This window comes from Pyrinomonas sp. (genome assembly GCF_040289685.1).
In the GTDB taxonomy this organism is placed as follows: Bacteria; Acidobacteriota; Blastocatellia; order Pyrinomonadales; family Pyrinomonadaceae; genus Pyrinomonas.
This window is the reverse complement of sequence record NZ_PSLQ01000058.1, coordinates 1-23,116: the sequence shown is the minus strand read 5'-3', so window position 1 is coordinate 23,116 and position 23,116 is coordinate 1. Positions and strand designations below refer to the sequence as shown.

General features: G+C 55.8%; 20 protein-coding genes. 19 read left to right on the top strand and 1 reads right to left on the bottom strand.

Annotation, left to right across the window (positions count from 1 at the left end):
- Positions 1-263 precede the first annotated feature (263 nt).
- The 16 genes from C4334_RS11800 (at position 264) to C4334_RS11725 (ending at position 19,785) form a co-directional block, all read left to right on the top strand.
- On the top strand, positions 264-1,202 hold the full coding sequence (locus C4334_RS11800) for a glycosyltransferase (protein ID WP_352432290.1): 939 nt from the start codon (positions 264-266) through the stop codon (positions 1,200-1,202).
- Between the two features lie 239 nt (positions 1,203-1,441).
- On the top strand, positions 1,442-2,200 hold the full coding sequence (locus C4334_RS11795) for a class I SAM-dependent methyltransferase (RefSeq protein WP_352432289.1): 759 nt from the start codon (positions 1,442-1,444) through the stop codon (positions 2,198-2,200).
- Between the two features lie 114 nt (positions 2,201-2,314).
- Complete coding sequence (locus C4334_RS11790) at positions 2,315-3,352, top strand: glycosyltransferase (protein ID WP_352432288.1); 1,038 nt, start codon at positions 2,315-2,317, stop codon at positions 3,350-3,352.
- An 84-nt stretch (positions 3,353-3,436) separates the two neighbouring features.
- Positions 3,437-4,234: a polysaccharide deacetylase family protein gene (locus C4334_RS11785; RefSeq protein WP_352432287.1), complete on the top strand. Its 798-nt coding sequence runs from the start codon at positions 3,437-3,439 to the stop codon at positions 4,232-4,234.
- Positions 4,235-4,639 carry a polysaccharide deacetylase family protein gene (locus C4334_RS11780; RefSeq protein ID WP_352432286.1) on the top strand — a complete coding sequence of 135 codons (405 nt, stop codon included), beginning with the start codon at positions 4,235-4,237 and terminating at the stop codon, positions 4,637-4,639.
- A 133-nt stretch (positions 4,640-4,772) separates the two neighbouring features.
- Positions 4,773-5,717, top strand: coding sequence for a class I SAM-dependent methyltransferase (locus C4334_RS11775; protein ID WP_352432285.1), 945 nt, complete (start codon positions 4,773-4,775; stop codon positions 5,715-5,717).
- 62 nt (positions 5,718-5,779) lie between these two features.
- The gene (locus tag C4334_RS11770) at positions 5,780-6,853 is read left to right on the top strand and encodes a glycosyltransferase family 2 protein (protein WP_352432284.1); all 1,074 of its coding nucleotides are present in this window, start codon (positions 5,780-5,782) and stop codon (positions 6,851-6,853) included.
- A gap of 908 nt (positions 6,854-7,761) precedes the next feature.
- Positions 7,762-7,893: a hypothetical protein gene (locus C4334_RS11765; RefSeq protein ID WP_352432283.1), complete on the top strand. Its 132-nt coding sequence runs from the start codon at positions 7,762-7,764 to the stop codon at positions 7,891-7,893.
- A 65-nt stretch (positions 7,894-7,958) separates the two neighbouring features.
- The gene (asnB, locus tag C4334_RS11760) at positions 7,959-9,905 is read left to right on the top strand and encodes an asparagine synthase (glutamine-hydrolyzing) (RefSeq protein WP_352432282.1); all 1,947 of its coding nucleotides are present in this window, start codon (positions 7,959-7,961) and stop codon (positions 9,903-9,905) included.
- A gap of 278 nt (positions 9,906-10,183) precedes the next feature.
- Positions 10,184-11,371: a glycosyltransferase gene (locus C4334_RS11755; RefSeq protein ID WP_352432281.1), complete on the top strand. Its 1,188-nt coding sequence runs from the start codon at positions 10,184-10,186 to the stop codon at positions 11,369-11,371.
- Positions 11,372-11,608: 237 nt separating this feature from the next.
- Positions 11,609-11,833, top strand: a complete 225-nt coding sequence (locus tag C4334_RS11750; protein WP_352432280.1) for a hypothetical protein — start codon at positions 11,609-11,611, stop codon at positions 11,831-11,833.
- A 126-nt stretch (positions 11,834-11,959) separates the two neighbouring features.
- Positions 11,960-14,269, top strand: coding sequence for a heparinase II/III family protein (locus C4334_RS11745; RefSeq protein WP_352432279.1), 2,310 nt, complete (start codon positions 11,960-11,962; stop codon positions 14,267-14,269).
- A 98-nt stretch (positions 14,270-14,367) separates the two neighbouring features.
- The gene (gene asnB, locus C4334_RS11740; RefSeq protein WP_352432278.1) at positions 14,368-16,326 is read left to right on the top strand and encodes an asparagine synthase (glutamine-hydrolyzing); all 1,959 of its coding nucleotides are present in this window, start codon (positions 14,368-14,370) and stop codon (positions 16,324-16,326) included.
- A gap of 497 nt (positions 16,327-16,823) precedes the next feature.
- The gene (locus tag C4334_RS11735) at positions 16,824-18,077 is read left to right on the top strand and encodes a glycosyltransferase (protein WP_352432277.1); all 1,254 of its coding nucleotides are present in this window, start codon (positions 16,824-16,826) and stop codon (positions 18,075-18,077) included.
- 25 nt (positions 18,078-18,102) lie between these two features.
- Entirely contained in the window at positions 18,103-18,918 is an 816-nt protein-coding gene (locus tag C4334_RS11730) for a formyltransferase family protein (RefSeq protein WP_352432276.1), read from the top strand.
- A 54-nt stretch (positions 18,919-18,972) separates the two neighbouring features.
- A complete protein-coding gene (locus C4334_RS11725) occupies positions 18,973-19,785 on the top strand; it encodes a polysaccharide deacetylase family protein (protein WP_352432275.1) in 813 nt (270 codons plus the stop codon).
- Between the two features lie 13 nt (positions 19,786-19,798).
- Here the strand turns inward: C4334_RS11725 and C4334_RS11720 are convergent, their stop codons facing one another.
- Positions 19,799-20,611 (bottom strand): FkbM family methyltransferase, encoded by an 813-nt coding sequence (locus C4334_RS11720; protein WP_352432274.1) that lies wholly within the window; start codon positions 20,609-20,611, stop codon positions 19,799-19,801.
- Between the two features lie 106 nt (positions 20,612-20,717).
- Between C4334_RS11720 and C4334_RS11715 the strand changes: the two genes are divergently transcribed.
- From C4334_RS11715 to C4334_RS11705, 3 genes are all read left to right on the top strand, one after another.
- Positions 20,718-22,031, top strand: coding sequence for a nucleotide sugar dehydrogenase (locus C4334_RS11715; RefSeq protein ID WP_352432273.1), 1,314 nt, complete (start codon positions 20,718-20,720; stop codon positions 22,029-22,031).
- A gap of 92 nt (positions 22,032-22,123) precedes the next feature.
- A complete protein-coding gene (locus C4334_RS11710) occupies positions 22,124-22,717 on the top strand; it encodes a YdcF family protein (RefSeq protein ID WP_352432272.1) in 594 nt (197 codons plus the stop codon).
- Positions 22,718-22,872: 155 nt separating this feature from the next.
- Positions 22,873-23,116: hypothetical protein (locus tag C4334_RS11705; RefSeq protein WP_352432271.1), on the top strand; the 244-nt coding region annotated here is incomplete at its 3' end.

The window sequence follows — 23,116 nt, the reverse complement described above, 5'->3', positions numbered from 1 at the left end:
TTAAAGCGGATACAAGGCTTGCAAAGAGTGCGGTGCAGAAGGTAATATTCTGATCGTTTCAAAGCGAGCGGGGTTCGGGGCAGGTCCCTGACTAATAATCACTGAGCAAGCCGCTTCCTCGCCAATAATCACTGAGCAAGCTACTTCCTCGCCAAGCCTCTAAAGTTTGAAGGTTCGCGCTCGGCTCGCTCAGCTCACGAGGCTTATTGCTGAGCTTTCAAAGAACGCAGAAGATCTCACGGTGTGATCTTAGGGGCAACCACATGAATAGTCTAGTCTCAATCATTATCCCCTGCTACAATCAGGCCCGATTCTTGAGTGAAGCTATTGAGAGCGTCTTGAAGCAAAGCTACTCACCGCTAGAGGTCATCGTTGTTGATGACGGCTCTTCTGATAACACTTCCGAGGTTGCTGCAAGATACTCTATGGTTAGACTTATAAAACAAGATAATCAAGGGCTGGCGAGGGCGCGGAACAGAGGTTTGGCAGAAAGCAAAGGTGAATACGTTAACTTCCTGGATGCAGACGATCGCCTCCTGCCGAATGCCATTGAATTAGGCGTGCGCAGCTTGCAGACTCAACCTGAGTGGGCATTCGTTCATGGCCGCTATCGCTATATAGATATGGCTGGAAATCCGGTCCGACACTTTGACGCTCGGGTTGAGCGCATAGAAGACTATTATGAGGCGCTGCTTCGCCGGAATTTCATCGGTATGGGCGCAACGGTGATGTACCGACGGGCAGTTCTCGAGTCGGTCGGAGGTTTCCTCCCGACGCTTCCCGTTTGTGAAGATTACGAACTGTATCTTCGTATCTGTCGAGCATTCCCGGTCGGTCGTCACGATGAGATAGTGGCTGAATATCGTTTACATGAGCGATCTCTTTCACGCGATTACGGCAGAATGCTTCAAGCGTCCATAAAAGTGCTGCGCTCACAGCAATCCTGCGTCAAAGGACATGCACGGTACGAAGAGGCTTACGAAGAAGGCCTCCGGCTGTATCGCGAATTCTACGGCGAGCGTCTAATAGAAGACTTGCGCTCTAGATTCCGAGCGCGCGGGAGCAAGGCGCTTTTTCTCGCGGCCAAAGATTGGTTGACGTTGTTGCGGTATTATCCGCATGGCCTTTTGGCTCATTCGTATCGCAAAACGAAGTGCTCATTGCGCAAATGTTTACGGAACATCGCGTTGGCTTTAAACTAAAAGTGAGCGAAAGATAACGGCGTTGACCTTCGCTGGTATTATGAATGGATCACGGTCGCTGGTTTTCAGAAGCGGCACTGACCGGATGAATGCAGGGTATCCGTAGCATCCATCTCTTAAGCTCGAGGGCATGGTTCTAGAAGCAGTCGAGCACAGAATCGCGCGATCCTGCCGAAGCTGAAGATCGCGGCTTTGGATGATCGCCAAGTTGATGATATAGCGAGAAAATAAAGAACTCTATGTTCACCTACACAGAAGCGCTCGCAAAAAGACTATTCAGATCTATACTGCCGGTAAAGGCGAGGCGTTGGGTTAGTGCGCATCTGCCGTACGGAAGGGATTACACGCCGCCCTTGGGCTATGTTCGCTTCGGGGATTTGCGGCGTATCGAGCCGATTGACGGCAACTTCGGTTTCGGTCGTGGCCGCCCCATTGATCGCTACTACATCGAGAACTTTCTCGAACGGCACAGCGCAGATGTCAAAGGGCGCGTCCTGGAGGTCGGCGATGACACATATACGAGGAGATTCGGCAAAGAGAAAGTAACTGCAAGCGATGTGTTGCACGTTTCGGAAGGCAATCCGCGGGCGACGCTTGTCGGAGATCTCGCCATAGCTGACCATCTCCCTTCAGATGCTTTCGATTGCATTATCCTCACGCAAACGCTCCACCTGATCTACGATGTGCGCGCAGCGATCCGAACCCTGCATCGTATTCTGAAACCGGGCGGCGTCCTGCTCGCCACTTTCCCTGGGATTAGCCAAATAGATCGGCATGATTGGAAGAACTGCTGGTATTGGTCCTTTACGACCTTTTCAGCAGAGCGGCTTTTCAGCGAACTCTTCCATCCGTCCGACTTGCAGATCGAAACGTACGGCAATGTGTTGGCAGCGACGGCTTTCCTCTACGGACTGGCGGATGTAGAGCTAGAACAAGATGAGTTGGATGCGCTGGACCCGCATTACCAAGTGGTGATTACAGCCAGGGCAGTCAAGTGAGAACGCAGCGAAAGGCTCAAGGTGCAAAGGATGATATGAGGCATCAAAGTGACCAGCCGATTGTCTTGAGTTCAAGATGGCGACCTACGGCGATTACATCATGGAGCGCGATGAGTGTTTCGTGTTCGAGGGTTAGCTGGACGGAGCTTTAATGATGTCGATGCTGTTGTGGGTACGTTTCTGCGCCGCTCTTCGTCGTCTGCGAACTCCGGTCGCATTTGGAAAGGTCGTCGGATTGAGTTTTTACTTTTAATGTTGGGCAAGATCATGAGCGATCTAGTATCGGTCATCATCCCTTGCTATGGGCAGTCTCGGTACTTGGGCGAGGCAATAGAAAGCACGCTCGCGCAGGCGCATTCGCGCGTTGAAGTGATAGTCGTTGATGATGGCTCGCCAGACGAAACGGCGGAAGTCGCATCCCGTTACTCCGCAGTGAAGCTCATCAGGCAAGAGAACCGTGGGGTTGCGGCGGCACGCAATGTCGGGTTAGAAGTTAGTCGCGGAGAATACATCGTCTTTCTCGATGCCGACGATAGATTGCTGCCACAAGCTTTGAGAATGGGTTTGAAAGCGATGGCGACCGATGGCGATTTGGCCTTCGTTTTTGGCAAGTGTCAGTACATTGATGCCAGCGGGCAGCCGATCCCAACGCCCATGCAGTTTCAATCTGAGGGCATAGAGAGTTACTACTCCTTTTTACTCGAATGCGCTTGTCCGATATGGCATACGGCGATCGTCATGTTTCGTCGGCGGGCGCTTGAGGTCGCTGGCGGTTTCAATGCAGACTTCAATCCGGCTGAAGATTACGAGCTTTATCTGCGGCTCGCAAGAAGATGGCCTATCCGTTACCACGATGGCGTTGTGGCAGAGTATAGGGTGCATCATGCGAGCATGTCATCTGATCCGTTGAGAATGCTTCGCGCGGTCGCGAAGGCGCTGAACTCTCAGAAAGGGTATGTTGAGGGCGATTCCGGTTTGAGGGATGCTTGGGAGCGCGGATTGGATCTGTGCCGCCGATACTACGGTGGACTGTGCGTGCTTAAGATAAAGGAGGATATCAGGAAAAAAGGCTTTCATCCAAGCTCACTGCATATGATCCTCGATCTTTTGCGTTGTGCTCCGGGTCAGTTCGTTGACTTTATACGGGGATGATCACCGTAAGAGGTGAACAGCAGTCGAAACGCAATCATAACATGTGGTTAACCTTGGCCTAGAATTGGGGAACGAAGGCGTCAAATGAACGATTCGCTTGCAGATATCATCGTTGTGCCGCGTGAATGCTTCTGTCGGGCTGAGACTTCTCTCCAAAGCATCTATGAGAACACCCAACAGCCATTTTCGTTAATCTACGTTGACGGTAATTCGCCGCGCCGAATCAAGCGCTGGCCTCCCTTTCGAAAGGTTGCCGTGAGGATGACAAACGTGTGGCGCGGATTAAAAAGATCCGCAAAGCGCTTTGAACTCAGGTTCAAAAGGCAAGCTCTGATCCTCGTTTACCATCGGATAGGCGACTCAGGAGGGGATCCGTGGAAGCTGTCTGTTTCCCCATCTCACTTCAAAGAGCATCTTGAGGTACTACGGCGTTTTTACCGGACGGCCTCCTTGAGGCAAATCATCTCTGACCTGCAACGAGGACGGCTCAAACGACAGTGCGTGGTCATCACCTTCGACGACGGCTACCGCGATAACCTCATTCAAGCAAAGCCCTTGCTCGAAAGGTACGATGTTCCTGCGACCGTCTTCGTCATCAGCGGCTTCATCGGACAGAGCGGCGAGGCTTGGTGGGATGAATTGGAGAAGCTGCTGCTCCAACCAAAGAGCTTGCCTCCCACGCTGAGGCTGGAGATTTGTGGTGGCATCTACGAACGGAGAATAGAGTCTTGCGACGGTGATCATGCGCAATTCCGTTCCTGGAACGCCTGGACGGAAGCGCCACCCACCCTTCGCCACGCGTTATACCTTGAGCTTTACGGGATTTTGCGAAAGCTTTCAACGGAAGAGCGAACGAATGTCATGAATCTTCTGCGCGCTTGAGTGGGCGAGAAAGCTCACGTTTCGAGGGATCAACGCCGTTTCCTCTCAGCGGAAGAGCTGGTTTCGCTGGACGAAAGCGGGTTGATCGACATCGGCGCCCATACGATCACGCATCCCTTTCTTCCCTCTCTGCCAGTAGAGGCACAAGACGAAGAGATACGACGAAGCAAAGAAGAGCTCGAAAGCATGCTTGGGAAACCCATACGTAGTTTCGCTTACCCATATGGCGCTCACGATGAAAATACGGTGGAGGCAGCGAAACGGTCAGGCTTCGTTTGCGCCTGCGCGGCGATCCCGGATCTAGTACACGCAGGCACGGACCTATTCCGGTTGCCTAGAGTCTTTGTTTTCGATTGTAATGGAGAGGAGTTTGCTCGGCAGCTATTTGACCGGTTTTATGCCTAGAAACAAAGGATCGCCTCGAATCATTGAGCGCGTATTTGCTTGTGACCCGTTGCGCCATGATTCGGCTACGATCTTGCGGGATTGTTCGGGGCGATCAGAGATCTCAGTTAGAATTCGGCTTGGGAGTTCGCCGATGAAGGAAAGGTTACGGGAACTGATCAAAAGGGTGCCGGTGCTCGGGAAACCTTACGTTCAAAGAGACGAGTTAAGAGCCATCGTGAACGAGCTTTGGGAGCCGCCGGGGCACTTTTATTCGCCCATCCCATCAATTGAAGAGATACGTTCGCACGAAAGCGTCATCTTCGCTACAGATTCGCGTGAACTCGGCGGGATAGATCTGAATGAGAGCGGGCAGCTCGCTTTGTTGAAAGAGTTGACGAGATATTACGGCGAGCAGCCCTTTCCCGTAGAGCGCAGCGAGGGGCGACGTTACTTCTTCGAAAACGGCGCCTTCAGTTATTTCGACGCGATAGTTTTATACTGCATGATCAGATGCTTGCGTCCCAAGAAGATCATCGAGATCGGGTCCGGGTACTCTTCGTGCGTTTTTCTCGACGTCAACGAGCTGTTCTTCGGAAATGCGATCTCATGCACCTTCATCGAGCCGCACCCACAATTGTTGTATTCGCTGATGCGCGAAGAGGATAAGAACGGAGTGAGCGTCATCGCCCGGAAGCTTCAAGATGTCGATCTGCGTCTCTTTTCCGCGCTGGAGGCGAACGACATACTTTTCGTCGATTCGTCGCACGTCGCAAAGACGGGCAGCGATGTAAACCGCATCTTCTTCGAAGTCTTGCCCGTCGTTCGCGAGGGGGTGTACGTTCATTTCCACGACGTTTTCTATCCGTTTGAGTACCCAAAAGAATGGGTGTATCAGGGGCGGGCTTGGAACGAAGCCTATATTTTGCGAGCTTTTCTGCAATACAACGAAAGATTTAAGATCGTCTTTTTCAACTCCTTTCTGGAAAGTTTTCACCGAGAGATCCTTGCGGAGGAGATGCCTTTGTGCCTCAGACATTCAAGTTCGAGCATGATCCCGACGTCGGCTCAAAGCATTTGGTTGAAACGGGTGCGATAGGGCAGAGTCGTTCTCGCGGGCTGATTCTCATATGAAGGAAGATTCAGGACCGGACTCATCGTATGGGGCGCGATGCCAATTCCAATACGAACGTTTCTCGTCGGATCGATGCGACGCTGCTTGTTTGCACGTACAATCGCAGTCAAGATCTGCATGAGATGTTGCAGACCGCCGTCGCGCAGGAGACGGCTGGGTCCTTCGCTTACGAGATCATCGTTGTGGACAACAACTCCACGGATGATACTCGACGGGTGGTCGAATCGTTCGGCGCAAGTCACGAAAACGTTCGTTACCTTTTCGAGGAGAGGCAAGGGAAGTCTTATGCTTTAAATAGAGGGTTAGAGGCCGTTCGCGGAGAGATCTACACCATTGCGGATGACGACTTCATTTTGCCCAACGACTGGTTGCGAAAGATCTTCGAGGCTTTTCGCGCTCATCCGGAGGTCTCTTTCGTGAGCGGCAAAGTATTGCCTCTTTGGGAGGCTACGCCGCCTGCATGGTTGACGCCCAGACACTGGTCCGCGATTGCGATGGCCGACTACGGCGATGAGCCTTTTTACGTGGACGAAAACAGACAGATCTGTTTGCTCGCCTGCTCTTTTCGTACGGCGGACGTGCGGGCCGTTGGCGGATACAGAGTGGGATTGAGCGTTTCCAAGGGGCGGATCGGGGGGACGGAGGATTTGGAGATACTCCAGCGTTTGTGGCGATCGGGTCGAAAGGGGATTTATCTGCCGCATATCTACTTCTATCACAAAGTCGGCGCCGGTCGTTTGACCAAGCGATATCATCGGCGCTGGCACACTGGGCACGGCATGTCATACGCCATCATGCGCGATGGGGATTTCGAAAAGTCCTCGGCGCGACTCTTTGATGTGCCCGCGCACTTGTATCGCCAAGCGGCAGGGCATGCGGTCGGGTGGTTACGACAAAAGCTTGCTCGTAATGAGCCGGAGGCTTTCTGGCACGAATGTCAGTTGCGCTTTTGCTGGGGATTCTTTCAGCAACGGCGGGTCGATTACGCCGCGCAGCGGAAACACGGAGCGGTCACCGAGGCGATGCGATTTGCGCGTTCGTTGCTTGGCAAACGGACCGGGAGCTTACCAAGCGATGCCGCAGAGAAGACGGGACGGTAACTTGTGACCGCTATCGTAGGGCACGAGTATTTCGCGAGAGCATCTTCGGTCATCGCGCTAACAGGCGATCGGAGCTTCTTTGCTGAAGCTTTGCGAGCCTTTTGCGGAAGTCGCTTTGAAAGGTAACTTCGGCTGGTTTGATGCTGTTCAGGCAAGCTTCCTTTCAAAGGGCATGTAGCATCAACAAGCGTGTATCATGAAGACTATCGAAGTTGAACCAGATGTCGCCGGAAAGATCGCTGCGTAGGCGAAAGGGCGCGGCGTGTTTGTGAGCGCTTGCGCGAGGACCTTGTTTGAAGGAAACGATCCGAGAGGTCAGCTCGTTTGTCGTCTGAAGCGGGAGCGCGTTCGTAGTTGGAGCAGGTAAGGAGTCGCAACCATGACTTCCAGCCGCTGCCAGACAAGGCGATTAATCGTTGAGAGGGCTGAAGTCGGCGCAAACGGAAGAGCCTCTGAAAATTAGGATCACAATTAGCGATCGTTTCGGATGATGCCGGATACACCACGCATGGCGTCGAAAGGCAACCGGACATGCGGGTTCCAAAGCAAAGTCCGTAGTACGCGCGTCGTCGCCGCGATGTTGACGGCACGGCTCGGCGCATCCACCGTCTTTCAACGCTCAAGGAGTGCAAGCGTTACGAAGGGATTGAACGATGGCTTTCGCCAAGATCCTAGAGGTGCATGGATAGTAGCGACGAGCGATGATCAGCGCGCGTGCAAAAAACTGCTGGCGTTGCTGGAAGATGACTACCCATCGTCATTTATTACGGCGAGGGTCACCTGAATGTGTGCTGGGAACAGGGGCGAATGAATCGAAGTCTTCCTGCTTTTGGCGAGACCTTCCGCTGCTATTTCGATCAGCGATTTATCAGCGATATCTCAAATGTCTTAAAATTTAGCGGGGCCATATGCAAGCTTGCGTCAAACTGCGGGCGACACAAGGAAGACGCTTGGACGGATTGGCACGATGCGATCATCTGGTCGTCGAATGGCTGGAGCGCAACGGCGACGTCGCCGACGAGGCGGAGCCAAGCGGATAGGGGGAACTGCGGCGCGAGGTCCGGTCGCGGCGAGTCGTTTCTAGTTAAAGACAAGGTTTGATGGGATGTGCGGCATCACCGGGTTCATCAATCTAAATGGGTTTGATCGCGCTGAGGCTTTGCGGACTCTCGATCGGATGTGTCGCGTCATCACGCATCGCGGTCCAGACGATCAGGGCGTGTTGGTCACCGACCGCGTGGCACTTGGCATGCGGCGACTTTCGGTCATCGATCTTGCGGGCGGCCATCAGCCCATCTTCAACGAAGACGAAACGATCGCGGTGGTCTTCAACGGCGAGATCTATAATTACCGCGAAATCAAACGCGAGCTCGAAGAACGTGGTCACCGGTTTCGCACGAATTCGGACACGGAGGCGATCGTGCATGCTTATGAAGAGTACGGTTTGTCTTGTGTGAACCATTTTCGTGGCATGTTCGCCTTCGCTTTGTGGGATGAGCGCGCGCAGCAACTCTTCATCGCGCGCGATCGCGTTGGCAAAAAGCCGCTCTACTATGCGCTCACGCCGCGAAAAACGCTCGTCTTCGGCTCGGAATTGAAAACGTTGCTGGAACATCCGGAGGTTGACCGCGAAATCGATGTTGCAGCCCTCGATGCGTATTTGACCTTCGGCTATGTGCCGGATCCGCTTTGCATTTTCCGCCGAGTCAAAAAGCTTCCGCCGGGCCAGCGTTTGATCTTTGCCAACGGCGAGGTGGAAATCGCGCCGTACTGGGATTTCGATTATTGCCCCGTTGAAGGGAGGAGCGAAGAGGAATGGATTGAAGAACTTCGCGCGCATCTCGAAGAGGCGGTGCGCGTGCGATTGATCGCCGATGTGCCGCTCGGAGCTTTCCTTTCAGGCGGAATCGATTCGAGCACGGTGGTCGGTTTAATGGCTTCTGCGGGCGTGCGCCCTGTCAAGACGTTCTCCATCGGCTTCAACGAAGACAGTTACAATGAGCTGAAATACGCGCGCCTCGCCGCCAAGCATTTCGAGACGGATCACCACGAATTCATCGTCACGCCGAGCGTTTGTCAGATAGTCGATGATCTTGTGTGGCATTTCGACGAACCTTTCGCCGATTCATCGGCCATTCCGACATACATGGTTTCAAAGATGGCGCGTGATTACGTGACGGTTGTATTGTCGGGCGATGGCGGTGATGAGCTTTTTGCTGGCTACACGCGCTACGCGATCGATAGCAAACGCGCGGTCTTCGGGCGGTTGCCGCGCTCATTGCGACGCGGTGTGATGCAACCTCTCAGCAGGGCCCTTCCTCACGGAGCTTGGGGGCGGAATTACCTGTATCACATCGCGCTCGATCCTTTGGACCGATACATCGATAACGTTTCAGTCTTTACAGCGCTGGCGAAAGAGGGGCTCTACAGCGACGCTTTCAAAGCGAGATTGCGGCAAGATGGGGCCGACGCGACCTTTCTCTTTCGAGAGCACGCGGCGAGGGTGCGCGCAGATGGTTCCATCAATCGTTTGCTCTATTTGGACAGCAAGACATATCTGCCCGGAGATATACTCGTGAAGGTCGATCGGATGAGCATGGCGGTCTCCCTGGAAGCGCGCGCACCGCTGCTCGACCATCGTTTGATCGAATTCGTCGGACGAATTCCGCCGGAGTTAAAGTTCAGAAAGGGCACGCTGAAATATATCTTCAAGCGCGCGGTTGAAGGGATCGTCCCTTCTGAAATACTTCACCGTCCGAAACAAGGATTCGGCGTGCCGATCGATGAGTGGATCAACGCCCAGTTGCGCGAACAGATTCGCGATACGCTCATGTCTTCTCGCATGCGACAGCGTGGTTATCTTTCGGTGAAGTACGTGCAAACACTGCTCGATGAGCATGAGAGCGGACGCCGAGATCATTCCGCACGGTTATGGGCGCTGTTCATGCTTGAGAAATGGGCACGCTTGTTCATGGATGGGGAGGGCGCGCGGGGCGAACGTGCTTCAAGCGCTCCGCACCAGTCGGTGGTCCCCGGCGAGAGCCGACGATAGCGAGCGGGATCCGCTCGAGGGGTGGGCCAAACCGATCCTCGACCAGCTCAATTGGGCGACACGAAGTCAAAGCGCGCCGAACCTAGAGATCGCCAACCGTCATCAGCTCGCCCGATAGACGATCGCGCGAAAGGAAGGCGCGCCGAACCGGCTTTGATATGATGTTGGAGTCTTGGTTGCGTCGTGAACGTCAGGAAGCCGCCGCGAGCCATTGCATCGATGATGATCTGCCCGCGGTAGGATAGGGTTTAGCTTGTAACTGCGCATACGCGGTCCAGATGAAGAGAAACGTGCTGCTTCTCATCGGGAGTTTCGAGCAGGGCGGTTCAGAACGCCAAGCGGTGCAGCTTGCGCGGCTTCTGTGCGAGAGCGGGCGTTACAACTTGCGCGTCGCATGTCTCGACGGTCGCGGCGTGTTGCGCGCCGAGATCGAGCGCTTGGGACTCGGTGAAATGCCCGAGTTCAAGCTGAACAGCTTCTACGGCTTGAACATGTTGAAGCAACTACATCGAGCGGCGAGATTCATGCGCAAGAACAGAATAGACGTCGTGCAGACGTTCGACTTTTACACCAACGTCTTCGGCATGATGGCGGCGACGATGGCTCGCGTGCGTGTACGCATTGCGGCGAAGAGGGAGACCGAGGGGGTCCGCACTCCCACACAGAAGTGGGTGGAACGGCGCGCTTTCAACCTTGCACATGCAATCGTGGCGAACGCGCAGGCGGTGTGCGATCGGCTGATCGCTGAAGGCGTGCGCCCCGAGAAGATCGTGACGATACACAATTGGTTGGATCTGGAGAGAGTTGCGCCTCCCGTCGGATTCGAGAGAGAAGAGACGCTACGCGCGTTCAATCTGCCTGATGGTTTAAGGTTCGTCACCATCGTCGCCAACATGCGCAACGAGGTAAAAGACCATCGAACTTTCTTGCGCGCAGCGCGGCGCGTAGCTGAGGCCGTGTCGGATGTCGGTTTCGCGTTGGCTGGCGAGGGCGAGTTGATGGAGGCACTTAAACGTGAGGCCGCTGAGCTTGGATTGAGAGAACGGGCTTTCTTTCTCGGAAGGTGCGAAAGGGTCGCCGAACTGCTCGCCATCTCCGATGTGTGCGTGCTGAGTTCCAAAGCCGAGGGTTTTTCAAATTCAATTCTCGAATACATGGCTGCGGGCAAGCCCGTCGTGGCGACGGACGTCGGCGGCGCGCGCGAGGCGATCGTTGAAGGTGAGACTGGTTACTTGGTGGCGCCCGGAGATGACGCGACGATGGCTGCAAGGATCATCGCGCTGTTGCGTGAGCCGGAAAGGGCCAGAAGGATGGGCGAGCGCGGACGGACGCGAGTGCGGGAGAATTTCTCGGCGCAAGTTCAATTACGTAAAGTCGAAGCTCTTTATCGCGACCTGCTTGCATCGAACTTTCGTCAAAAGGCGACGCAGCGAGCTGTGCGCGATGACGTTCGAGACTTCAAGTGAGTCGGAGGGTGACGGACGTGCCTAAGCGCGAGGAAAAGATGCCGCCGCGACCGATCAAGGTCTTGATCGTCGTCCCATCCCTCGATATAAAGGGCGGCCAATCGCGACAAGCTGTGCGCTTGATGGGTGGCCTCAAGACGGAGCCTGCGATGGAGGTCGGGTTCGTTCCGCATAATTCGCGCTTGCCGGGCGCTCTTCGGCTCTTAACAGAAGATAGAATAGGTGCGAAGCATGGTCATGACTTTGAATTGCTGGGCGCTGCTTCTGATGCGTGCGCGAGAATATGATGTCATTCATACGTTCTCTGCGGCTTACTGCTCTTATCTGCTTTCGGCAGCTCCGGCAATTCTAGTCGGGAAGCTTTACGACAAGAAGATCGTTCTCAACCACTGTAGCGGCGAAGTCGAAGATCACTTGCAGAATCGGCGCTTGACCGCAGTGCCGAGCATGATGCGATTCTAAGGGAACGATCCCTATAGGCTTTCTGGAGCGGGATGCAGCGCGGAGCTTGCTTTCACCCTTGATCTCATGAGCTTGACCGAAGAACTTTCGCTCACGATGCGCGAAAAGATTAATAAGCTCAAGAAAATGACGCCCCGTGAAGTTTACGTGCGTTCGGCGCAAGCTCTTTCCGCTTTGGCCGAGCGGGCGGGCGTCTCCGCACAAACGCGCTTGCCGGATGACGCCGAGCTTCTCAGCTCGTTCAGCAATTCGTGCAGATCCCTCGATGACCTGCTCGTCTCTTTTCGCGCGCGCAGCGGACCGCGCTTCTTCGCTGCGTTCGACGATCCTGCGGGGACTGTGGACGAGTTTCGCCGCCGCTGGCCCGGAAGCGAAAGGGCGATCATCGAACGCGCTCAGAGGATAATTGAGGGCCAGTTCGATTTGCTCGGTTTCAAGCGATTATCATTTGGCCCTTCCGTTGATTGGCATCTTGAGCCGCTTTCGGGCAAGCGTGCTCCGCTGATTCACTGGAGCAAGATAGACTATCTCGATCCCGATGTTTCAGGCGACAAGAAGGTCACTTGGGAACTCAATCGGCATCAATATTTCAGCACGCTCGGGCGCGCCTACTGGCTCACTCGCGATGAACTTTTCGCGCAAACCTTCATCGCGCATCTTCGCTCATGGATGGAAGAGAATCCGCCCAAGGTCGGCATCAACTGGGCCAGTAGCTTGGAGGTCTCTTTCCGTGCGATCTCGTGGTTGTGGGCGTTCCATTTTTTCAAAGATTCCCCGTCGTTGACGCCGGAGGTCTTCACACGTGCGCTCAAGTATCTCTACGTTCACGGGCGTCATCTCGAGACCTATCTTTCGACCTATTTCAGTCCGAACACTCACTTGACGGGCGAAGCTTTGGGCCTGTTCTATCTCGGCCTGCTGCTTCCCGAATTCTCCTGCGCTGCGCGATGGAAGGCAAAAGGCGAAAGGATATTGGTGGGCGAACTCGATCGTCACGTGCGCCCCGACGGAGTCTATTTCGAACAGTCGAGCTATTACCATCGCTACACGACGGACTTTTACACGCACTTCCTGCTGCTCAAGAAGAGAAACGGCGAAGAGGTCCCGGCTGTTTTAGATGAAAAGTTGACTGCGTTGCTGGACCATTTGATGGCTATCACGCGGCCTGATGGGACGACGCCGCTCTTCGGCGATGATGATGGCGGGCGGTTGGTCATGTTGGATGAGCGCGCGGCGGACGATTTTCGCTCGGCGCTGTCGAACGGCGCCGTGATCTTCGAGCGCGGCGATTACAAGTTCGTCGCTGGCGAAGCGGCGGAAGAGACACTGTGGTTATTCGGTCCGGAAGGAATCAGAGCCTTTGATCGTCTGACATCGCACGCCCCGAAGGGGACTTCGCGAGCTTTCACCGCAGGCGGTTACTACGTCTTGCGCGATGGATGGACGCAAGACGCGAATTACATGCTCATGGATTGTGGACCGCACGGCGTTCTCAATTGCGGTCACGCTCATTCGGATGCGCTCGCTTTCGATCTCGCGGCGCGCGGGCGCACCCTTCTGGTCGATCCGGGAACTTACACTTACACCGGCTCCGCCCAAGAGCGCCGACGCTTCCGCTCTTCCGCAATGCACAACACGCTCACCATCGACGGGCTATCAGCTTCGGAGCCGGATGGGCCGTTCACATGGAAGCGGATCGCTCAATCGCGCGCCATTGAGTGGATCAGCGATCAGAGGTTCGATCTTTTCGAGGGCGAGCACGATGGTTACGTTTCGGTCGGCGCGCGCTATCAGCGAAGCGTGCTCTTTCTCAAAGGCGACTATTGGATCGTGCGCGATCAGGTGAGGGCTGCGGGTGAACATCTCTGCGCGCTTCATTTCCACTTCGTTCCGGACGCCTCGCCTTCCGTAGGGCGTGAAGCAGATGCGTTTGTCGTTCGCGAGAACGCGCGCGCGGGGATCGAAATCTTCATTTTCGGCGCTCAAGGCGAGCTGCGGTGCGAAGATGATTGGGTATCGCGTTGTTATGGCGCGCGCGAACGGGCGAAAACGGCGCGGTTTGAAGCGCGCGTTCGCGATGGGGCAGAGCTTGTGACCTTTCTCCTGCCGCGAACAGGAGAGCATCCCATCGTCCGTGAAGCGAAAGCTGATGAAGGCCGCGCCTTTGAAATCATCTGCGATCCGAACCGCGACCTTTTACTGATCGGAAACGGCGAGCGGTTGAAAGTTTCAATCGGAGGGAGGAGAATAAAGACCGATTGCCGTTGGGCTTGGCTGCGGTTTGCAGGAGAAGATCTATGGGAGGCGGTGCTGATTGGAGGGAGCGAACTGGCGATCGGTGAAGAAAGATTCAGGTTGTCAGGCTCCCGGTTTCAAACATTCGATTTCCGGCAGCAAGCCGAAGTTAAAAGTTCTCGCCAACTGGTCACCGAATGAAGAGGGGGCATTGCCATCCTCGTCCATGTTTGCCGCCGATCGTCGCAGCACCGCCGGATGAAACATAAGTTGAGTGAAGCAGGCATGGTAAGCAGAAGATGTGTGGCATTTGTGGAGTAGTCTTCCCGAAGCGCGCGGCGCGGCGCGTGAACGAAGCGGCGCTCGTGCGCATGCGCGACGTGCTCAGGCATCGTGGGCCGGACGATTCCGGTCTGTTCATCGAAGAGGGCGTCGGACTCGGACATCGTCGGTTGAGCATCGTCGATGTCGCTGCGGGCCATCAGCCGATGGCGAACGAGGACGGTTCGTTGCAGATCGTTTACAACGGCGAAGTGTACAACCACGCGGATTATCGCGTGGAACTCGAAGCGCGCGGGCATCGCTATCGAACGCGCTGCGACACGGAGACGATCATCCACCTTTACGAGGAGCATGGCGCGGATTGCGTGCGCTTCTTGCGCGGCATGTTCGCTTTCGCTATCTGGGATAGGAACAAGCGGGAGTTGTTTCTCGCGCGCGACCGGTTGGGCGTCAAGCCGCTCTACTACTTTTGCGCGGACGACGGTTCGTTGGCGTTCGCTTCGGAGATCAAATCGCTCTTCGAATCGGGGTTGGTGAAACCGGAGATCAACTTCGCTGCGCTTCCGGATTACCTCGCCAATCACGCGCCTTCGGGCGAAGAAACGCTTTTCCGCGGCGTGAGGAGATTGCTTCCAGGTCACACGCTTCTGTGGCGCGACGGCAGGATCGAAACTCAAAAGTACTGGGAGGTCGATTTCGCGCCGTGCGAAGATCTCGCACGGCGCAAGGATGAAGACTTGATCGCGGAGTGGGCGGAGCTTTTTCGCACATCCGTGCGCCTTCGTTTGATGGCCGATGTGCCGCTCGGCATGTTCCTTTCGGGCGGCATCGATTCTTCGGCCATCGCCGCCGTGATGAGCGAGATGGTGGATGAGCCGATCAAGACCTTTTCCGTCGCCTTCAAGGAACGCGAAGCGAACGAGCTTCATTACGCGCGCCTTATCGCCGAAAGGTTCAAAACAGATCACCACGAGGTCATCGTCGCGCCCGAACAGTTCTTCGCCGCTCTGCCTGATCTGATCTGGCACGAGGATGAGCCGATCGCGCATCCGAGCAGCATCGCGCTCTACTTCGTCTCCGCGCTCGCCGAGCAACACGTCAAAGTCGTTTTGACGGGCGAAGGGAGCGATGAACTGCTTGCCGGTTACGGTCGCTATCGCAAAACGGTCGCCAACCTGGCGCTGGCCCGGCGCTATCATCGCTCCGTGCCTAAGTTCTTGCGCGAGGCAATCAAACGTCGCGTTGAAAGTTTGCCGGTTCGTTCCAGAACGCGGCAGAAGCTTGCGCGCACCTTCCTCTGCCTTCCGGCTGAGATCGAGTCCATATACTTCGATAACTTCGCCGTCTTCCCGCGCGCGATGCAAAGCGAGTTGCTCGCCGAGCCAACCAAAGAAGCGATCGGTACGCTCGATCCCTATTCGGAGATCCGGCGCCTTCTCGCAGAGACCAAAGCGGAAAGTTTGCTCCATCGGCTGCTCTACGCCGATATCAAAACCTATCTTCATGAGTTGTTAATGAAGCAGGATCAGATGAGCATGGCCGCGTCGATCGAAAGCCGCGTGCCGTTTCTCGATTACTTGCTGGTCGAATTCACTGCGCGATTGCCTGAGCGCTTGAAGTTGCGCGGCTGGACGACGAAGTACGTTTTGCGTCGAAGCATGAAAGGCATCTTGCCGGAAGAGATCCTGTCGCGTCGCAAGATGGGGTTCCCTGTGCCCGTAGGGCGATGGTTACGCGCCTCCTTCCGTCACATCGTTGATGAGTACGTTCTGAGCGAACGCGCGCTTGGTCGCGGTTTGTTCGCGCCCGATTTTGTCCGGCGTTTGGTCGCCGAACATGCGGCGGGCGCGAATCACGAGGAGAGGTTGTGGGCGTTGGTCAATTTCGAGATTTGGCAGCGTCGGTTCTTCGACGGAGAAGAGGTCAAAATAGATCGGCGCATTCCGATCGAGGCGATGGCGCTCAGCGCAGAATAAGAAAAGCACGCGAAGTTTATGGAAAAGCTTTCAACCGTCTTAAATCTCAAAAAGCGCGTTGATTTGCTTTCCTCCGAATCAGCAGCGCGCACGGGATTTGGACTGGACGCGTGTTTCTACGCGCAGCGAGCTGGCTAGTTGGGGACGCACATGCAAATGGACTTTGAGGAAGATCCGCCGCCGGATATTGCGGTTGAGATCAACGTGCGTCACAATTCGCACGATGGAAGTGTTGATCTAGTGTGACGCCAAGTGCGCTTGAGGTTCGGCGCCGCGATGGGCAGCGGTTGAAGATAGCGGTTTTGCGGGAGGGGCGGTAGAGGAGGTTGAGAGAAGCTGTGCTTGATACTTACGAGCGAGGCATTGACGGGGTTTTGGGGGCGACTACAGCGCGCGTTACAAGCTTTGCTGGCATTCGATGGACGGCTCGGCTCACATTGAAAAACAGATCCTCACGGCGCTTCCTGAACAAAGTTCGATGAGCGTGCTTTGCGGAAATGCACATTCTATGGCTCAAAACGGAACTGCTTCATCCAGTCGATAAGGGCGGCAAGATACGCACATATCATATGCTGCGCGAACTCAAAGGCGAGCACCGCATCACGTATCTTACGCTCGATGATGGCTCAGGCGGCGAAAGCGCACGCGCGCGAGCCTTCGAGTATTGTCACGATCTCGTCGTCGTCCCGCATCGCACGAGGCCGAAGTTCTCGGCGGGATTCTATGTGGATTTGGCGAAAAACTTGCTTTCGCCTTTGCCTTACTTCATGCAGAAATACGTCTCTCCGGCGATGAGGCGAGAAATAGAAGAGAGAGTGCGATCAAGCTCTTTCGATGTGTTGGTTTGTGACTTCCTCATGCCGAGCGTCAACGTCCCTGCGAACATATCTCGCCCTTCGGTCCTCTTCCAGCACAATGTTGAGGCGATGATTTGGAAGAGGCACTATGAATTGCAGAAGAATCCGGCGAAAAGGCTCTATTTGCATGATCAGTGGCGGAAGACGCGGCGGTTCGAGCGCGATGCCTGCCGCCGATTCGATTGCATCGTCGCCGTGTCGCGTGAGGACGCCGAGCAGATGAAGCGCGAGTACGGGATCGAAAACGTCTTCGATGTGCCGACCGGAGTCGATGTCGAATACTTTCGTCCGAGCGGCGAGGTGACGCCCGACCCCTTCGGTTTGGTCTTCACTGGATCGATGGATTGGTTGCCGAACGAGGATGCGATCAAGTTCTTCGTCGCGGAGGTGATGCCGCGCATACGCGAGCGCTTCGCGCAGGTTAGCTTGACCGTCGTTGGAAGAAATCCGTTTCCGAGCTTGCTCGAATTGAGCGCGCGCGACCCTTCGATCATCGTCACGGGGCGCGTGGATGATGTGCGCCCGTATATCGAGCGCGCCGCCGCATACGTGGTTCCGATCCGTATCGGTGGCGGAACGAGATTGAAGATCTACGAAGCGATGGCGATGGAGAAACCCGTCATCTCAACTACCATTGGAGCTGAAGGGTTACCCGTGCGCGATGGCGTCGAGTTGCTTTTAGCTGATGATCCGCAAAGTTTCGCGGACGCGGTGGTGCGCGTGCTCGAAGATCGGGCGATGGCGCGCGAACTCGGCATGAGAGCGGCTAAAACGGTGAGGGAAAATTTCGGCTGGGAGCGCGTCGCCGCACGCTTCGCCGCGATCTGCGAAGAGGCCGCGCGTCTCAAATTCAACGGTGCGCGAGCGCACGAATTTCGAGCTCCAATCGTTTAAGCAAATCGTTTGGCATCGAAGCGGGATGAACGAGAACCCAAACGCGAAGGATTCGCCGAAGACGCTCCTCATCTGTCACGAAGGAGCGGAACTGGATAGAGAAGGCTTGGCGCGCTGGCTCGCTTCGTTCTCCGAACTGGTCGGGATCATCGTGCTGCGCGAGAGGCCGCAGCGAATGTGGCGGCGCATAAAGCGCGAGTTGAAGCGCGTTGGGCCTGTGCGCTTCTTGGATGTGTTGGCTTTTCGCGCGTACTACAAAATCTTCATCTCCGCCCGCGATCGCGCTTGGGAAGAGCGACGCTTGCAGAGCTTGCGCGATCGATATCCGGTCCTCCCGAAAGCTCCGACCCTTGTCACGCACAGCCCTAACTCCTCGGAGGCGGAGCGGTTCATACGCGACCGAGCGCCCGACATCATGATCGCGCGTTGCAAGACACTGCTCAAAGAGAACATCTTCTCCATCCCTCGCCACGGGACTTTCGTCATGCACCCGGGGATTTGTCCGGAATATCGCAATGCCCACGGATGTTTTTGGGCGCTGGCCAATGGCGATGCGGACAAAGTCGGGATGACGCTTCTGCGCATTGACAAAGGCGTGGATACCGGCCCGATCTACGGGTATTACGGATGCGACTACGACGCTGCGCGCGAATCTCACATCGTCATTCAACATCGCGTCGTGTTGGATAACCTGCCAGCGATTCGCGATAGGCTGCTCGAGATTCATCGGGGAGAAGCCATCCCGTTGGATATCCAGGGTCGGGAATCGGCGGCTTGGGGGCAACCTTGGCTGAGCCATTACTTGCGCATCAAGCGCCAAGCGAAGAGAAGGAGCGTTTGAAGTCCGCGAACGCCGGGCTAGGAAGAGCGATCTCGGAGACGGTTTCAGATCGAAATGCGCGCAGTGTCGATCATGTATCACGACGTCCTAGGGGAAGGCGAACCGTTTGACGCAAGCGGCTTCCCCGGGGCCGATGCCGATCTCTACAAAGTGACGCGAGAGGATTTCGAGGCTCATCTCTGTGCGTTGGCGGGCGCGTTGGCCGATGGGGTGACGGATGTTCTACACATAGAGGATCTTCAGCGTGGGGCAGAGCCTGTTCTGTTGACATTCGACGATGGCGGACGCGGTGCATTGTTGGCCGCCGATTTGTTGGAGGAACGCGGCTGGCGCGGCCACTTCCTCGTCGCCACGGATTTCATCGGTCATTCGACATTTCTTAAACGCGGGGAGATACGTTGGCTTCATGAGCGGGGGCACGTCATCGGGTCGCATTCGGCTTCGCATCCATTGCGCATGGCGAGCTTGCCGATGCTCAAGGTGCGCGAGGAATGGAAGCGCAGCGTCGGCGAACTCTCCAGCATCATCGGTGAGCGCGTCCGGGTGGCTTCCATCCCCGGAGGGCAGTATTCGCGGCGCGTCGCCGAAGAGGCTGCGGGTGCAGGCATAGAGTACCTTTTCACGTCGGAGCCGGTCACGCGAACTTGGTCGGTGAATGGTTGCATGGTGTTAGGACGTTACACTGTGCAAAGACGGACTGCGGCTCAAACGGTCGCGCGCATTGCACAAGGGGAGCAACTCCCGCGCTTGAGTCAATACGCGCTTTGGAATCTGAAGAAAGGATTGAAGAGGTTCGGCGGGGATGCGTACCTGCGAATCAGGCAAAAGATCTTGGGGCGGCGGGTGCGATCGGTCCGCAGCGGATGATCGCGCGTGAGGTTCAGCGTGGCGCGGCGATGATCTGAAATTCTCCGGGGATGATAGCGCCCTTTAATTGAAAGGGGACGCCGCTCAGATCGGTTATGTCGTAGGAGTGCTGTGAAAGCGTCTGTTGAACCTCGTGTGCGGCCTTTTCGTTATGGATTTCGCAGCAGATAATCGGGCGTTTGTGGCGGAGGAGTTCGCGCGCTCCGGCGAGCACGCGCCCCTCTTCGCCCTCGACGTCGATCTTGATGAAATCCGGCGCCGGATGATCTTCGATGAACTTGTCCAGCGTCAGCGTTTCGACTTGAATGGTGGGCCACTTGGTGTCGCCATAAGCGATGGCTGAACCATAAGCTACGTCCGTAATGGCGAAGGTCACCAAACGTCCGTCGTCGCTGACGGGCTGGCGAATGACGCTGATGTTTGAAAACCCATTGACGGCGGCTTGCCGCTCGATCTCGGCGGCGGCGTGCGGCGCAGGCTCGAAAGCGTAAACTTGGCGCGCGCGGTGGGCCATCAGCAGCGAGAGATAGCCGATGCTCGCGCCGATGTCGTAACATACGAAGTCGGGTCTGACGAGCCTCGCGATCGCCATTTGGGTGTCGAGTTCATACGTTCCGCTGATGTGAGCGTGGGACGTATGTTCGCCGATGGCTAATCGCAATCCGGCCATCGGTCCCGATTCGATGAAAGCGATCTCCGAATCGGTGCGAGCCAGTAGCGAAAAGATGCGCCGCGTCAGCCGATCCAAATGGCGGTGGCGGTGAACGATCTGTTTGATCGGTGTCGGTGTGTAACGCGCAACGGTGAGCGCGATGGAACGAATCATCTTTCTCCTCTGCAAGAAAGCTAGCCTCTGGGGAAAGAGAACCGTCGAAGATTCTAATCTCATCCGCTCGGTTTTGTACAGACTTTTGGTTAAAGGGGATCGATAAATGAGACTAAGCGTTTTTGGGCTCGGTTACGTCGGTTGTGTCTCGGCAGCGTGCTTCGCTAAGGAAGGGCATGAGGTCGTAGGCGTCGATGTCAATCCGACCAAAGTCGAAATCATCAACAGCGGTCGCAGCCCCATCGTCGAACCCGGAATGGAAGAGCTGCTCGCCGAAGTGGTCGCTGCCGGGCGCTTGCGCGCGACGACGGAAGCGAAAGAAGCGATCGGAAATTCCGACGTTTCGCTCGTCTGCGTCGGAACGCCGAGCGCCGCAAACGGCAGTTTGAACCTCGCTTTCGTGAAGCGCGTGTGCGAGGAGATCGGAAGCGCGCTCGAAAACAAGTCGCGTCCGCACACGGTCGTCATTCGCAGCACGATGTTGCCGGGAACGATCGAAGGCGTGGTCGTCCCGACCTTGGAGATCTATTCGGGCAAGAAGGTCGGACGCGACATCGGCGTTTGCATTAATCCGGAGTTCTTGCGCGAAGGTTCGTCGCTCAAAGATTTCTACTCGCCGCCTTTCACATTGATCGGAGCGGACGATGAAGAAGTGGCGCGCGTGATCAGTCGCCTTTACGCGCGCATCGAAGCGCCGCTGTTCGTCACGAGCATCAAATCAGCGGAGATGGTCAAGTACGCCTGCAACTGCTTTCACGCGCTCAAGGTGAGTTTCGCCAACGAGATCGGCAACATCTGCAAAGCGCTTGGCATCGATAGCCATGAGGTGATGGGGATCTTCTGCCAAGATACGAAACTCAATCTTTCGCCTTACTACTTGAAGCCGGGCTTCGCTTTCGGCGGTTCGTGTTTGCCGAAGGATCTGCGCGCGATCATGTACAAGGCCAAAGAGTTAGATGTCGATGCGCCGGTCTTATCGGCCATTCTGCCGAGCAACCGTTTGCAGGTCGAACGCGCTGTCGAGATGGTCTTGCGGACCGGCAAAAAGCGCGTCGGCATACTCGGCATGAGCTTCAAAGCCGGCACGGACGATCTTCGGGAATCGCCCATGGTCGCTCTGATCGAAACGCTCATCGGCAAGGGGTTGCAACTTGCGATCTACGACAAAGATGTATCGCTGGCACGGCTTTTCGGGGCGAATAAAGAGTACATTGAGCGCGAGATCCCGCACATCTCGAAGCTCATGCGCAGCGATTTGAAAGAAGTGATCGACGAAGCCGAGGTCATCGTCGTCGGCAACCGTTCGCTGGAATTTCGTGAAGTCGAAAGGTTACGGCGTGACGGACAGAAAGTCATTGATCTGGTCCGGCTCTTCGAAGAGAAGAAGTCGCGCGATTGGTATGAGGGGATCTGTTGGTAGCCGTCGGCGATTCGCGAAAGGAACGTGATGGCGATATGTCATCGGCTTTGTGGCGATGGTTGATACCGATTGCTAATCGCAGTAAAAGCGCGATGCTGATCTTCGCCGCGCTCGCGTTCATCTGGTTCATCGCGTGGGCGATGGCTCGATCGCTGATCGTGCGCGATGACCCTTTACCATCTGATGCGATGGTCGTTTTGGCCGGTTCCGCCGCCTACGATGAGCGCGCGAAGCACGCCGCTCAACTGTTTCACGCCGGATACGCCCCGATCGTGCTTTTGACCGATGACGGGCAGCGCGGAGGATGGTCCAGCAAAGAGCAGCGAAACCCCTTTTTCGTTGAGCGCGCGCGCGAATCTTTGCATCGCGCAGGGGTGCCTGAGGAGCGAATCGAAGTTCTGCCGCAAAGAGTGTCGAGCACGTATGAAGAAGCGATGTTGTTGCGCGATCGCGCGATGGAACGCAAGATGCGATCGCTTCTCGTCGTCACCTCGGCTTATCATACGAGGCGCGCGCGCTGGATCTTCAATCGGGTCTTTGCTGCTTGCGGAACGCGCGCGACCATCGTGTCATCTGCGAAGCCTTCGCCATCGCCGCTCGTTTGGTGGGCCAGCCTGCGAGGTTGGCGCGCCGTCGCAGCGGAGTACGTGAAGATCATTTACTACTGCTGGCAGTATGGAAGATAACTTACGAATTTTCGAAGCGACGTTTCGACTGCAGTCCGCAGCTCGTTTAGCTTTTCGATGGCTTTCCTCGTGAAACGAAAATTTAAGCTGCGCATGGGTGGTTGCCGGAGCGAAATGGGTGGTAAACTCTCATGAGACTCGATTGGAGCAAAATTATGAGAACTTCGGTGATCTTGTTCGCGACCGCGCTGATCGCTCTCGGCCTATTTGGAACGGAATGGCAAGAACGCCTGCGGCGCGTCACGACGCAGAAAGAGGTCCCGAAAGAAACTAACAATCAAAGACTGCCGAAAACGATCACCGTAAAACTTGGGGAGAGTTTACAAAAAGCGATCGATAGTGCCCGTTATGGAGACGAGATCATCGTCGAAGCTGGCGCGTCTTTTCAAGGCCCGATCA

Coding starts and splice junctions, on each gene's coding strand:
- C4334_RS11800 (WP_352432290.1), top strand. CDS start 264: ATGAATAGTCTAGTCTCAATCATTATCCCCTGCTACAATCAGGCCCGA.
- C4334_RS11795 (WP_352432289.1), top strand. CDS start 1,442: ATGTTCACCTACACAGAAGCGCTCGCAAAAAGACTATTCAGATCTATA.
- C4334_RS11785 (WP_352432287.1), top strand. CDS start 3,437: ATGAACGATTCGCTTGCAGATATCATCGTTGTGCCGCGTGAATGCTTC.
- C4334_RS11775 (WP_352432285.1), top strand. CDS start 4,773: ATGAAGGAAAGGTTACGGGAACTGATCAAAAGGGTGCCGGTGCTCGGG.
- C4334_RS11770 (WP_352432284.1), top strand. CDS start 5,780: ATGGGGCGCGATGCCAATTCCAATACGAACGTTTCTCGTCGGATCGAT.
- C4334_RS11765 (WP_352432283.1), top strand. CDS start 7,762: ATGCAAGCTTGCGTCAAACTGCGGGCGACACAAGGAAGACGCTTGGAC.
- asnB (WP_352432282.1), top strand. CDS start 7,959: ATGTGCGGCATCACCGGGTTCATCAATCTAAATGGGTTTGATCGCGCT.
- C4334_RS11755 (WP_352432281.1), top strand. CDS start 10,184: ATGAAGAGAAACGTGCTGCTTCTCATCGGGAGTTTCGAGCAGGGCGGT.
- C4334_RS11750 (WP_352432280.1), top strand. CDS start 11,609: ATGACTTTGAATTGCTGGGCGCTGCTTCTGATGCGTGCGCGAGAATAT.
- C4334_RS11745 (WP_352432279.1), top strand. CDS start 11,960: ATGACGCCCCGTGAAGTTTACGTGCGTTCGGCGCAAGCTCTTTCCGCT.
- asnB (WP_352432278.1), top strand. CDS start 14,368: ATGTGTGGCATTTGTGGAGTAGTCTTCCCGAAGCGCGCGGCGCGGCGC.
- C4334_RS11735 (WP_352432277.1), top strand. CDS start 16,824: ATGCACATTCTATGGCTCAAAACGGAACTGCTTCATCCAGTCGATAAG.
- C4334_RS11730 (WP_352432276.1), top strand. CDS start 18,103: ATGAACGAGAACCCAAACGCGAAGGATTCGCCGAAGACGCTCCTCATC.
- C4334_RS11725 (WP_352432275.1), top strand. CDS start 18,973: ATGCGCGCAGTGTCGATCATGTATCACGACGTCCTAGGGGAAGGCGAA.
- C4334_RS11720 (WP_352432274.1), bottom strand. CDS start 20,611: ATGATTCGTTCCATCGCGCTCACCGTTGCGCGTTACACACCGACACCG.
- C4334_RS11715 (WP_352432273.1), top strand. CDS start 20,718: ATGAGACTAAGCGTTTTTGGGCTCGGTTACGTCGGTTGTGTCTCGGCA.
- C4334_RS11710 (WP_352432272.1), top strand. CDS start 22,124: ATGCTGATCTTCGCCGCGCTCGCGTTCATCTGGTTCATCGCGTGGGCG.